The organism is Parafrankia irregularis (genome assembly GCF_001536285.1).
GTDB classification, from domain to species: Bacteria; Actinomycetota; Actinomycetes; order Frankiales; family Frankiaceae; genus Parafrankia; species Parafrankia irregularis.
The window spans coordinates 85,672-98,142 of the sequence record NZ_FAOZ01000019.1; the positions used below are offsets into that span (position 1 = coordinate 85,672).

General features: G+C 69.8%; 10 protein-coding genes. 6 read left to right on the plus strand and 4 right to left on the minus strand.

The features are described from left to right. Positions 1-19: 19 nt before the first annotated feature. Positions 20-844, plus strand: coding sequence for an enoyl-CoA hydratase (locus AWX74_RS24670; protein ID WP_091281534.1), 825 nt, complete (start codon positions 20-22; stop codon positions 842-844). Positions 845-947: 103 nt separating this feature from the next. Here the strand turns inward: AWX74_RS24670 and AWX74_RS24675 are convergent, their stop codons facing one another. From AWX74_RS24675 to AWX74_RS24685, 3 genes are all read right to left on the minus strand, one after another. Beyond that, positions 948-2,381 (minus strand): aldehyde dehydrogenase family protein, encoded by a 1,434-nt coding sequence (locus AWX74_RS24675; RefSeq protein ID WP_091281537.1) that lies wholly within the window; start codon positions 2,379-2,381, stop codon positions 948-950. A gap of 878 nt (positions 2,382-3,259) precedes the next feature. Next, positions 3,260-4,666: a proline--tRNA ligase gene (gene proS / locus AWX74_RS24680; RefSeq protein WP_165615775.1), complete on the minus strand. Its 1,407-nt coding sequence runs from the start codon at positions 4,664-4,666 to the stop codon at positions 3,260-3,262. A 158-nt stretch (positions 4,667-4,824) separates the two neighbouring features. Then, positions 4,825-5,103, minus strand: coding sequence for a hypothetical protein (locus AWX74_RS24685; RefSeq protein WP_091281543.1), 279 nt, complete (start codon positions 5,101-5,103; stop codon positions 4,825-4,827). Positions 5,104-6,023: 920 nt separating this feature from the next. Here AWX74_RS24685 and pstS point away from each other — a divergent pair. The 5 genes from pstS (at position 6,024) to AWX74_RS24710 (ending at position 11,455) form a co-directional block, all read left to right on the plus strand. Beyond that, a complete protein-coding gene (pstS, locus tag AWX74_RS24690; RefSeq protein WP_091281546.1) occupies positions 6,024-7,139 on the plus strand; it encodes a phosphate ABC transporter substrate-binding protein PstS in 1,116 nt (371 codons plus the stop codon). Between the two features lie 191 nt (positions 7,140-7,330). Beyond that, the gene (gene pstC / locus AWX74_RS24695) at positions 7,331-8,560 is read left to right on the plus strand and encodes a phosphate ABC transporter permease subunit PstC (protein WP_165615771.1); all 1,230 of its coding nucleotides are present in this window, start codon (positions 7,331-7,333) and stop codon (positions 8,558-8,560) included. Beyond that, positions 8,557-9,618 (plus strand): phosphate ABC transporter permease PstA, encoded by a 1,062-nt coding sequence (gene pstA, locus AWX74_RS24700; RefSeq protein WP_091281550.1) that lies wholly within the window; start codon positions 8,557-8,559, stop codon positions 9,616-9,618. The genes pstC and pstA overlap by 4 nt, the downstream gene beginning before the upstream one ends. A 113-nt stretch (positions 9,619-9,731) precedes the next feature. Next, a complete protein-coding gene (gene pstB, locus AWX74_RS24705; RefSeq protein ID WP_006540217.1) occupies positions 9,732-10,508 on the plus strand; it encodes a phosphate ABC transporter ATP-binding protein PstB in 777 nt (258 codons plus the stop codon). Between the two features lie 50 nt (positions 10,509-10,558). Continuing rightward, positions 10,559-11,455: a response regulator transcription factor gene (locus AWX74_RS24710; RefSeq protein ID WP_165615776.1), complete on the plus strand. Its 897-nt coding sequence runs from the start codon at positions 10,559-10,561 to the stop codon at positions 11,453-11,455. Positions 11,456-11,513: 58 nt separating this feature from the next. Here AWX74_RS24710 and AWX74_RS24715 read toward each other — a convergent pair whose 3' ends face one another. Further along, positions 11,514-12,455, minus strand: a complete 942-nt coding sequence (locus AWX74_RS24715; protein WP_091281554.1) for an HhH-GPD family protein — start codon at positions 12,453-12,455, stop codon at positions 11,514-11,516. Positions 12,456-12,471: the final 16 nt, after the last annotated feature.

A 12,471-nucleotide genomic window follows, 5' to 3' on the forward strand; every position in this document is an offset into this window, starting at 1 on the left:
CTGATCGGGGAGAGTTCAGATGCCAGCTGCAAACGAGCCCGTCGTGTTGGTCGAGACCCAGAACCGGGTCACGACGGTGACGCTCAACCGGCCGGCGGCGCGCAACGCGCTGAGCCGGGAGCTGTTACACCTGCTGTGGGACGCCGTCCTCGCGGCCGGGGCGGATCCTGATGTGGACGCGGTGGTCCTCACCGGAGCGGACCCGGCCTTCTCGGCGGGGGTCGACCTCAAGGAGCTGTCGGGCGAGGCTCCGTCCACCACGCCGCCCAGGGAAGCCGGCCAGGGGCAGGGGCGCTACGACAACGGGCTCTACCGGTTCCTGCCCGTCATCGACAAGCCGATCATCGGGGCGATCAACGGGGTCGCCGCGACCGGCGGCCTGGAGCTGGCCCTGCAGTGCACGTTCCTGGTCGCCTCCGAGCGGGCCCGGTTCGCCGACACCCACGCGCGCGTCGGCATCATGCCCGGGGGCGGCATCACCGTTCTGCTCGCGCAGTCGATCGGGCTTCGGCGAGCCATCGAGATGTCGCTGACCGGCAACTACGTGGCGGCACCGGAGGCGCTGCGCCTCGGCCTGGTGAACCATGTCGTGCCGCACGAGGAGCTGCTGCCGTTCGCGCAGCGGCTCGCCGGCGACATCGTCAGCAACGACGCTCGGGGTGTGCGCCGGCTGGTGGCGCACTACCGGCAGGTGGCGAACGCGGCGACGCTCGACGACGCGCACCGGGCGGAGGGGCTGCTGGCGGAGACCTGGCGCCCGGACACCAGCAATGTCGCCGCCCGCCGCGCGGCTGTCACCGAACGCGGCCGCAGCCAGACCCAGTCCGGAACATCACCGGCCTGACAGCGCCCTCCCGGCCATCGCGGGAAGTGCTGTGGCGGCTGAAAAGGCTGTGGCGGCTGGCGGTGCTCCGCGGAGCACCGCCAGCCGCCATCAGGCACCGACCTCAGGCGGGGAGGGCGATCGTCTTGATCTCCAGGAACTCCTCGAGCCCGGCGATGCCGCTCTCACGGCCGATGCCGGACTGCTTGTAGCCGCCGAACGGCGCGTCCGGGGCGAAGTACATGCCGCCGTTCACGCTCAGCGTGCCGGTGCGGATCCTGCGCGCGACGGCCAGCGCCCGGTCGTCGCTCGCACTGATCACCGCACCCGAGAGACCGAAGATCGAGTTGTTGGCGATCTTCACCGCGTCGTCGTCGCCGTCGTGAGGGATCACGACGAGAACCGGGCCGAAGATCTCCTCCTGCGCGATCTCGCTGTCCTGGTCGACGTTCGCGAGCAGGGTGGGCTCGTAGAAGAAGCCCGGGTCGACCTTCTTGCCGCCGGCGACCAGCGTGGCGCCGTCCGCGATCGCGCGCTGGACGATCGCGTCCACCTTGTCGCGCTGCTTCTCGCTGATCAGCGGACCCATGTAGGTCTCCGGGTCGGACGGGTCGCCGACCTTCACGGCGGCCAGCATGCCGGTGACCTTCTCGACGACGGCGTCGTGCAGCTCGCGCGGGACGACGAGGCGAGAGGTGATCGCGCAGCCCTGGCCGGCGTGGGAGCAGATCGTGAAGGCGGCCATCATCGCGGCCAGGTCGAGGTCCGCGTCGTCCAGGACGACCAGCGCGGACTTGCCACCCAGCTCCAGGAAGGTCTTCTTCAGCGTGCGGCTCGCGACCTCCATGATCCGCCGGCCGACCGCGGTCGAGCCGGTGAAGGTGATCATGTCGACGTCCGGGTGCGTGGTCAGCACCTCGGAGGCCTCGACGTCCACGGCGGTGATGACGTTCACGACGCCGGCCGGGATGTCGGTCTCGTTGAGGATCAGCTCACCGAGCGCGAGCGCGAGCAGGGGAGTGTCCGGCGCGCCCTTGAGGATCACCGTGCAGCCCGCGGCCAGCGCCGGGGCCAGCTTCGCGAGGGCGAGCTGGGTGGGGTAGTTGTAGGCGACGATCGCGGAGACGACGCCGGCCGGCTCCCGCTCGATCCAGCGCTTGTTCGGCCGGCCGAACGCCTCGGCGACGCCCAGGTCCTGGGTGAAGGAGTACTCCCCGAGGAGATCCGCGTAGTACTTGACCAGGCCGATCGGCGAGCCCAGCGCCGGGCCGTCGGTGATCTGCCGCGGGTGGCCCACCTCGGCGATCGTCAGCTCACGGAACTCTTCCATGTGCTTGACGAGGGCCTCGTGGAGCTGGTTCAGACAACGGACGCGGAACTCGACGTTGGTCGACCAGTCCGTCTCGTCGAACGCGCGCCGGGCGGCCTTGACCGCCGCCGTGACCTGCTCAGGTGTCGCGTCCGCGGCCGTGCCGACGACCGCACCGGTGGCCGGGTTGATCGAGTCGACCGTCCGCTCGGTCTCGACCAGCTGCCCGTCGATCAGTAACCGCTTCACAGCCGCGCTCCTCGTTGATGTCAGTGATCACTACTGGCTCGCCCGGAGCCAGGGTGAGGTTCGTGATGTTCCGCGAGGTGCGCGCGGCGACCTCGGCGAACACCCGAGGCGTTCGCCACATCGCGTCTGAAGATCCGCACCCCGACCTCTTTTCGCGAACGCGGGCCCAGAGGTGGACTGATCGGGATCACGGCACGGGAAAGCCGCGCCTGACCCGTTTGCGCCCTGACCGCTCTCGTCGCATTCGTGTCTTAATCCTACTTGCGCCGAATTCGGAGTCAACTGATTGGCTCGGCGGGGCCGGGACGGGCTGCCGGGCCGGAATTGATCAGTCGGCGGATCTACTGCGGGGCGTCGTCAGATCCCGCCCGGAGAGCGCCCCGAGAGCGGCGAGCTGCTCTCCACAGCCTGCGCTCCATGAGCGTTCCGCCAGGTCCGGTGTCCCGGCGGTCACCGCCAGGCCCGTTGGCCCGGCGGTGACCGCGGCGGCGCAGGGGGACCGCCGCCGGGGAAATCGCCCTCACGTCCGCGGGAATTTCGCTGGCAGGTCCCGGTGTTAGGTGGAGCCGGTGGAATACGCCGGCGACACCTGGGCGGCTGAGCCGTGCGTCAACTTTTCGGGAAAATATTCCCGTATCGCATGTGGGGGCGTGCCGCAAGCGATCAGGTCGCACGGAAGATATCGCGCTGATTGTCATGACCGGCGTACATCGCCGCGGCTGCCGCGGCCGAAGTTGCATCTGCGCAGGGCTCGAGGAGTTTGGTCGCCGGAACGACCAAACCCCTCGACGCTTCGAGCGGCGGCTTTGAGCGGTGGCGGACGGGGTCCGGCCGGGACCGCCACGTGAGGTCCCGGCCGGCGCGGTCGCCGGCGCCGGTCAGTAGGCGCGGGCGACGATGCAGACGAGATCGGCGTCGTCCGTGTCCGCGGACGGCAGCTCGCCGTCGGGGGTCTGCAGACACCGGACGGTCACGGACTCCTCGGCAAGACGTGCCTCACCGTCCTCACCGACCAGCCGCCAGGGCAGCCGCGCGAAGCCGGTCCCGGCCGCCTCGACCGCGTCGGCGAGCGAGGTGACGTCCGCGGTGCGGGCCTCCCGAAGCTCCAGCGCCTGCGCGTAGATGGTTGCCTGCACGTCGTCAAGCAGTGCCGGCACCCGGGTGGCGACCTCGGTGAGCGGCGCGGGGTGCTTCTCCCCGGTGTCGCGGCGGGCCAGCGTCACGTTGCCGGCGGCGAGGTCGCGCGGGCCGATCTCGACCCGGACGGGGATGCCCTTGAGCTCGGCGTCGGTGACCCGGCGGCCGAACGACAGCCCCGGCCGGGCATCCAGGCTGACCCGCACGCCGGCCGCGGTGAGCGCGTCGGTGATCTCGCGGGCCTTCGCGACCACGGCCTCGTCGTCACGAACCGGCAGCACGATCACCTGGGTCGGCGCCAGCGCGGGCGGGATCCGCAGCCCGTTGTCGTCGCCGTGAGCCATGATCAGCCCACCGATCATCCGGGTCGAGCTGCCCCAGGACGTCGTCCAGGCCAGGTGGCGGCCGCCGTCGGCGCCGAGGAAGTCGATGTCGAAGGCACGGGCGAAGTTCTGGCCGAGCTCGTGGCTCGTGGCCATCTGCAGCGCCTTGCCGTCGCCCATCATCCCTTCGCAGGTCATCGTGTTCGTGGCGCCCGCGAAGCGCTCCTTGCGGGTCTTGGCGCCGACGAACACCGGCAGCGCGAGCATCGAGACCATGAAGTCCCGGTACACCTCGAGGGCGATCCGGCGGGCGTAGGCGGCCGCGTCGGCCTCATCCGCGTGTGCGGTGTGGCCCTCCTGCCAGAGGAACTCGCTGGTGCGCAGGAACAGCCGCGGGCGCAGCTCCCACCGGACGACGTTCGCCCACTGGTTCAGCAGCAGCGGGAGATCGCGGTAGCTCTGCGTCCACTTGGCCATGTACTCGCCGATGACCGTCTCGCTCGTCGGGCGGACGACGACCGGCTCTGCCAGTTCCTTGCCTCCGCCGTGGGTGACGACGGCAAGCTCCGGGCTGAACCCCTCGACGTGCTCGGCCTCCCGGCGCAGGTAGCTCTCCGGGATGAACAGGGGGAAGTAGGCGTTCACCGCGCCCGCGGCCTTGATCCGGGCGTCGATGTCGGCCTGCATCCGTTCCCACAGCGCGTAGCCGTACGGCCGGATGACCATGCTGCCGCGGACCGGACCGTTGTCGGCGAGCTCGGCCTTCTCGATCACGTCCTGGTACCAGCGTGGGAAGTCGTTGGAGCGGGGGGTGATAACAGCCACGTCGTCCACGATATTGCGTCATCCCGGCGGAACGACGGACGCGGCCCGCCCCCCGTGGACGGGCCGGTCCGGACGGATCAGCGGATCAGCGGACTCAGTGGAGCAGCGGACTCAGTGGAGCAAGGGCTCGGCGGGCCGAGAGGTGAGTGGATCGACGGTCAGCGTGCGGCGGCGGTCTCCCCGTGCCCCGGGTGCCGCGGCTCCCGGAAGACGAGCGAGAGATCCACGTCGCCGTGGTGGCTGACGAGTGACGCGTTCGGCGGGACCAGGATCATCGCGCTGGTCAGGTCGGCCGCCGTCGCGCCGGGGGCGAGGATCAGTTCGTGCTCGACGTTTAATCCGGACCGCACCGTGACGACCTCCGCCAGCGACGGCGGCGGGCCACCGGATACGGGTCTGGGTTCCGGCATGAGCTCGCCGGTGTCGACGGTGTTCATCGTGCGGGCTGCCTTCCTGTGGCTGGCGGTCACCGATTTCGGCGGAGTGGCACGCGTGGGGCTCACCAGCGGGGCTGGGGGTTCTGCGGGGGATGCCCTGTGTCGCGGCCGTGCTGCGCTGCTGTGCTGCGCCGTGCAGCGTCGGGTCGCGCTGGGTCGTTGACCACTTGGCGTGTTTCCGGGCGTACCTGAAAACACCTCCCCGACTCAGTGGATGCGACCCGATGACTCTTCGGGCGCGACCCAATGCTGTCAGCTACCGATCTCTTGCTTTGTAGCAAACGATCGCTCGGCGGGGAAGGCAAGGGCCTATCTGTGGTCAGAGCTGGACGTCCGGTGACGCAGGACGAAAGTCCCGTTCACCTGCGTGATCAGACGTCCGATTGATCCGTTCGCTACGGGTTGTGGGCAGTGTGCAGCAGATCGTGTCTGGCCGTGGTCTCGTGAACGGGAGGTGGCCGCGGCCCACGAGCTCGGCGTCCCCCGTAGTGAATTCGGTGAGCGCCTGGATGACCTGCGCTCGTCGACGGGGCGCGTCGAAAGTGATTTACATCACAGGAAAGGGCATCCAGTGTGTGCCGGCGGCGAGTTCCGGTGTCGGGTTGGCGCTGTTGCACGGTGTTGCTGGTGCGCGATGTGAGTGTTGGGAAGTCCGGCCGGACGGGTCGCCAAAACACTGAGGGGCCGACGATCGTGGCGCCGAGTCGTCGCCCAACTACCTTTGGTGCCTGCGGTGTGGGTGGTGGCACACCCGGCGGGACGGGCAGTTCGGTACACCGAATGTGTTCTGGTTGGAGTGCGGTTCATGTTCGCCGACGTTCACCGTTCGTTCATCCGGCCTCGCTTCGATTCTCGCCGGCACCCCGAACGGGGGGCGGGACCAGATCGGCGCCGCGAGGCGCGAAGACGAAGGATTGCTCGTGAACCTAGGCAAGCGTCAGGTAGTCGCGGGCCTTGCCGCCGCGGCACTGCTCTCACTCGCCGCGTGTGGCTCGGACGACAACAGCGAGCCGGATACGACGGGCGCTGCTCCGTCCTCGGGGGCCACCACCAGCCCGATCGACTGCGCCACCGGGTCGATCACGGGCGGCGGCTCGTCCGCGCAGAAGAACGCGATGGACGAGTGGGTCAAGGCGTACCAGGACGAGTGCAGCGGCGCCACCATCAACTACCAGTCCTCCAGCTCGGGGACGGGGCGCCAGCAGTTCATCGACAAGCAGGTTGCCTTCGCCGGCTCGGACTCCGCGCTGAAGGACGACCAGAAGACCAAGGCGGACGCGCGCTGCACCGGCGGTGCCGCGGTTGACATCCCGATGGTCGTCGGCCCCATCGCCGTCATCTACAACCTTGACGGTGTCAAGGACCTGCAGCTGAAGCCGGCCACGGTCGCCAAGATCTTCTCCGGCGCGATCACCAAGTGGAACGACCCGGCGATCGCCGCCGACAACAGCGGCGCGAGCCTGCCGGACGCCCCGATCCAGTCGGTGCACCGTTCCGACAGCTCGGGCACCACGGACAACTTCACGAAGTTCCTGAAGGGCGCCGCGTCCGCCGACTGGACCTTCGAGGGCGGCTCCGACTGGAAGGCCCCCGGCGGCCAGGGTGCCAAGGGCAGCGACGGCGTGACCTCGACGGTCAAGTCCACCGCCAACGCGGTCGGCTACGTGGAGCTCTCCTACGCGGAGAACGCGGGTCTGTCCACCGCCAAGATCGGTAACGCTGCCGACGAGTTCGTCGCGGTGAGCACTGACGGTGCCTCGCTGGGCATCAGCACCGCCAAGGTTGCCGACGGTGACGACCTCAAGCTCACCTTCGACTACGCCACCGCCACGAAGGGTGCCTACCCGATCTACCTCGCCAGCTACGAGATCGTGTGCACCACTGGCAACGACGCCGCCGCCGCGCCGCTGCTGAAGAGCTTCCTGACCTACACCGCCTCCGAGGACGGTCAGGCCGCCATCGCCGACCTCGGCTACGCGCCGCTGCCGGACAGCATCGCGACGAAGGTGCGCGCCGTCATCGAGAAGATCGCCTGATCAACATCCCGGCGTGACGCTCTAACAGCACATCACTTCCGCGGCCGGGGCCCTGACGCCCCGGCCGCGGAAGCCGTGGTTCTCCGGGCCGTCGTGGGTCCACGGTCGCTGGTCATCGGTTGTCGATCACCGTTTCCGGGCCGTGATTCGTGCGTCGACCCCTGAGGGAGGAAGAGTCGAGGTAGGTAGGGATGACGACGGAGCCGGACAGCCCGGCAGACGCCGGGACGCGGGGGACCGGTTCTCAGACCACCCCGGCCGCGACGGAGTCGAGCGTTCCCGCGCAGCCGACCGCTGAGAAGCCCGACGAGGTGTCCACCGACGTGACACCCGGCGAGACGCCCAGCGAGAGCGAGGCGGTCAGCGAGACCGCCGCGGCCAGCGACAGCACGACGGCCAGCGACAGAACGGCAGCCAGCGTGAGCGCGGCGGTCAGCGAGACAAAGGGGGACCTCACCCCCCGCGAGATCTCGCCGGAGCCGGGCGCCAGGCCGAAGATCGGCCTTGCCGACACCCTTTTCAAGAACCTGACCAGGACGGCGGGCATCGGCCTGCTGGTCCTCATCGGGCTGATCGCGCTGTTCCTGGTGCTGAAGGCCTGGGACGCGCTGAGCGCCAACGAGGGCAACTTCTTCACCACCGAGGAATGGTCGGCGAACGACACGCCGCCCGTGTTCGGTGTGGCGGCGCTTCTGTTCGGCACGTTGCTCTCCGCGGTCATCGCGCTCGCCATCGCGATTCCGGTGGCGGTCGGCATCGCTCTGTTCATCACCATCTACGCGCCCCGCAGGATGGCCACCACACTCGGCTACGTCGTGGATCTGCTCGCGGCGGTGCCCAGCGTCATCTACGGCCTCTGGGGCCTGCTCGTGCTCGCCCCGCACTTCAACGGGACGCAGATGTGGCTGAACGACTACTTCGGCTGGATCCCGCTGTTCGATGTCGGCGACGGCTCGGTCGGCCGGTCGGTCTTCCTGGCGAGCGTTGTTCTCGCGATCATGGTGCTGCCCATCATCGCGGCGCTTTCCCGTGAGGTCTTCCTGCAGGTTCCCATCACCCACCGGGAGGCCGCGCTCGCACTCGGCGCGACCCGCTGGGAGATGATCCGGACTGCGGTCATCCCCTATGGCAAGCCGGGTGTCATCAGCGCCTCAATGCTTGGCCTGGGTCGCGCGATGGGTGAGACGATCGCGGTCGCCCTGGTTCTTCCCTCCACCTTCAACATCTCCTGGAACATCCTGAAGCCGGCGGGCAACACGATCGCGGCGAACGTCGCGAACGGTTTCGGCGAGGCCAACGACATCGGCCGCGGCGCGCTCATCGCGTCCGGCCTTGTGCTGTTCGTCGTCACAATGGTGGTCAACATGATTGCTAGGGCCGTCATCGCGCGGCGTCGCGAGTTCTCGGGCCGAGCGGCATGACGGCCACGACCATGCCGGCCGCCTCGGCCGAGCACCAGTCGCTGAACCTGCGTGGGCAGACGCTGCGGACTCCCGTCCTGGGTGCCATCGCGGTGGGCGCGGTGGCCCTCACGGCGCTGCTCTACCTGGTGACATCCATCCACAGCCGGATCCAGTTCGTGCTGATCGTGCTGCTGCTGTTCTCGATCGGCCAGACCGTCGCCTCCGTCCTGGTGGAGGGCGGCCGGCGTGCGCGGGACCGCCTGGTCACGACGCTGGTCTACGGGTCCTTCCTGCTCGCCCTCATCCCGCTGGTCGCGGTGCTGGTCGCCGTCATCGAGCGCGGTGCCAAGCGCCTCGACATGGACTTCCTGACGCACTCGATGCGCGGCATCGGCGCGCGGGACGCCGGTGGCGGCATCTACCACGCGATCATCGGGACGCTTGAGCAGGTCGCGCTCGCCAGCCTCATGGCGGTGCCCTTCGGCCTGCTCGTCGCCGTCTACCTCGTCGAGTACGGAACGGGTCGGGTCAGCCGGGCGATCAGCTTCTTCGTCGACGTGCTGACGGGTCTTCCGTCGATCATCGCCGGTCTGTTCGTGCTCGGTTTCTGGATTCTGGCGCTCGGCCAGCCGTTCACCGGTTTCGCCGGCTCGCTCGCCCTCACGATCCTGATGGTCCCGGTGGTCGTGCGCTCGGCCGAGGAAATGCTGAAACTCGTGCCGGACGAGCTGCGGGAGGCCAGTTTCGCGCTCGGCGTGGCCCGCTGGCGGACGATTCTCAAGATCGTGGTTCCGACCGCGCTGCCCGGAATCATCACCGGCGTCATGCTGGCAGTCGCTCGTGTCGCCGGTGAGACGGCCCCGTTGCTTCTCACGGTGTTCGGTGACAACTCGATCAACATGAACCCGTTCGATGGTGAGCAGTCGGCCCTTCCGCTGTATATCTATTCGCAGGCGGGGCAGCCCCAGCAGGTCGCCATTGACCGGGCCTGGGCCGCGGCACTGACCCTGATCATCATCATCATGCTGCTCAACCTGATCGCTCGGTTCGTGGCGAGCCGGACGAAGGTCAAGTAGCCCCTGATGGCCGTCGTCACCCGCCCGGGGATCCCGCTACCCGGAGCCCTGTCGAAGAACCCGTCGAGCGCAACGAACCGACCGACCGCACAACCAGCTGAGTCGAGGTAGCAATGGCCACCCGTATCGAGATCTCGGGCCTGACCGCCTACTACGGGAAGTTCAAGGCCGTAGCCGATGTGAACCTGACGATCGAACCGAAGAGCGTCACGGCCTTCATCGGGCCGTCCGGGTGCGGAAAGTCGACCGTGCTGCGGACGCTGAACCGCATGCACGAAGTCCTTCCCGGGGCCCGGGTGGAGGGCAAGGTTCTCCTGGACGGCGAGGACCTCTACGGTCCCGGCGTCGACCCGGTCAACGTGCGCCGCAACGTCGGCATGGTTTTCCAGCGCCCCAACCCGTTCCCGACGATGTCGATCTACGAGAACGTCATCGCGGGCCTGAAGCTCAACGGCGTGCGCAAGAAGTCGCTGCTCGACGAGCGGGTCGAGGAGTCGCTGAAGGGCGCGAACCTGTGGGACGAGGTCAAGGACCGCCTCAACCGGCCCGGCGCGGGCCTGTCCGGCGGCCAGCAGCAGCGGCTGTGCATCGCCCGTGCCATCGCGGTCGAACCGCAGGTGCTGCTGATGGACGAGCCCTGCTCGGCGCTTGACCCGATCTCCACGCTGGCGATCGAGGACCTCATCCAGAAGCTTCGGTCCAGCTACACCATCGTCATCGTCACCCACAACATGCAGCAGGCGTCCCGGGTGAGCGAGACGACCGCGTTCTTCTCCCTGGAGAAGACGGGGGACCCGGGGCGGCTCGTGGAGTACTCGACCACGTCGCAGATCTTCAGCAACCCGAAGGAGAAGCGGACCGAGGACTACATCTCCGGGCGGTTCGGCTGAGGCCCTCCGGGGTTCCCGGATCCGCGGAAGCACAGGCGGCGGCCGGCTCCCTGGGGGCCGGCGCGCCGATCCTGGCGGAGCCCGATCCCGGCCGCCGTCCGCTGCTGCTCATAGCGGACAACGAGGCGGACGACGAACTGCTGCCCGCGCTGCGGGACCAGGGGATCGAGGTCGCCGTCGTCGCGGACGGGGCGCTGGCGCTGGTGGAGATCGGGCGCCTCGCACCGTCCGCGGTGCTTCTCACCGCGAACCTTCCGGTTGTCGATGGTGTGACCGTGGTCCGGACGGTCCGCTCCGCGCAGGCCCGCACCACCACGCCGATCCTGTTCGCGGTCGGCCCGGATGAGCGTGAGCAGGCGGCGGCCGCCCTCGAGGCCGGGGCGACGGTCTGCCTGGGCAAGCCCTTCCGGATCCACGAGGTTCTCGCCATGGTCGGCGCCGTGGGCGGGCCGGCCGGCCTGGGTGCGGCGCCGACCATGGCCACCGGCACCGTCGGCGGGGCTGGGACTGGGGCCGGGGCGGCCGTACCGGCCCAGACCGGGCCCGGAACCGGAACCGTCCCGTCCGCCATCGAGCGTTCCGAGGTGCTGCGCTCCGGCCCGGTCGTGCTGGACGTCGACGCGCACGAGGTGACCGTCGACGGCCGCACCGTGCACATGCCGCCGCGGGAGTTCCGGCTGCTGCGGCTGCTGCTCGGGCACGCCGGTCGGGTGGTCACCCGGGAGATGCTGCTCACCGAGGTCTGGGGATCGCCCGACACCGACCCCAACACGCTGGCCGTGCATGTCCGCAGACTGCGCCGCAGGCTGGGAGACCCGAGCGCCCCCGAGCCGCCGGCAGGGCCGTCCGCCGGCCGGCCCGTCGGCCGAGTGCTCGGCGAGACCCGGCCGCCGTTGATCGAGAGCATCCGCGGCATCGGCTACCGCTTCCGCGCTCACCCCAGCTGAGAGCTCCGGAGCCGGAGAATTCCCGAGCCGGAGAATTTCGGAGCGCCGCGGCGCCGGCTCAGGTCGGAAGTGCGTAGACGCCTGGCGCGCACCGCACGACGAGACCGTCGGCGAGCAGGCCGGCGAGGGCCCGGCCACGCTGGACGGGCTCGTCCCACACCTGGTCGAGCAGCTCCTGCTCGACGGGTCCGGTGGCGTCGCGGAGCACTGCCAGCAGCCGTCCGCGGACCTGCCGATCCGTGCCGGCGTACCCCTGCGGACGTCGTGCCGGAGCGTCGGAGGGCGGGCTGCCGGCGGCCAGCCACCCGCAGTGCTCCTGCACGGGGCACGCCGGGCAGCGGGGCGCCCGCGCGACGCAGACCAGCGCACCCAGCTCCATGAACGCCGCGCTGGCCCGGGCCGCGGTCTCCGGATCCGCCGGCAGCAGGTCGGCGACCAGTTCCAGGTCCCGCCGGGACACCGCCGTCGGGCCGGCGGCGGTGCCCTCCACCGCCCGGGCGACGAACCGCCGGACGTTGACGTCGATCACCGCGTGGCGCTGCCGGAAGGCGAACGCGGCGACGGCCCGGGCGGTGTAGGTACCGACGCCGGGCAGGGCCAGCAGGTCATCCAGCTGGTCGGGAACCGCACCGCCGTGCCGCTCGACGATGGCACCCGCCGCCTGATGCAGCCGCAGCGCGCGCCGCGGGTAGCCGAGGCGCCCCCATTCCCGCACCGCCTCGCCGGATGGTTCGGCGGCGAGCCCGGCGGGGGTGGGCCACCGCCGCAGCCAGGTCTCCCAGACCGGCAGGACCCGGTGCACAGGGGTCTGCTGCAGCATGATCTCGCTGACGAGCACCCCCCACGGACCCGCCTCCGGGTGGCGCCAAGGCAGGTCCCGGGCGTGGGCGCCGAACCAGTCCACGACGAGGTCCGCGAGCACGGGGTTCGCGGGCGCCTGGCCGGTGCCCGGTGGGGCCGCACCCGCGGTCATTGGCGTCGTTGTCGTCATCGACGCCATCGTGCCACTCCCGCCG

Bases quoted from the DNA above. Each gene is read 5' to 3' on its own strand.
- AWX74_RS24670 (WP_091281534.1), top strand. From the start codon at position 20: ATGCCAGCTGCAAACGAGCCCGTCGTGTTGGTCGAGACCCAGAACCGG.
- AWX74_RS24685 (WP_091281543.1), bottom strand. From the start codon at position 5,103: ATGAACACCGTCGACACCGGCGAGCTCATGCCGGAACCCAGACCCGTA.
- pstC (WP_165615771.1), top strand. From the start codon at position 7,331: ATGACGACGGAGCCGGACAGCCCGGCAGACGCCGGGACGCGGGGGACC.
- pstA (WP_091281550.1), top strand. From the start codon at position 8,557: ATGACGGCCACGACCATGCCGGCCGCCTCGGCCGAGCACCAGTCGCTG.
- pstB (WP_006540217.1), top strand. From the start codon at position 9,732: ATGGCCACCCGTATCGAGATCTCGGGCCTGACCGCCTACTACGGGAAG.
- AWX74_RS24715 (WP_091281554.1), bottom strand. From the start codon at position 12,455: ATGGCGTCGATGACGACAACGACGCCAATGACCGCGGGTGCGGCCCCA.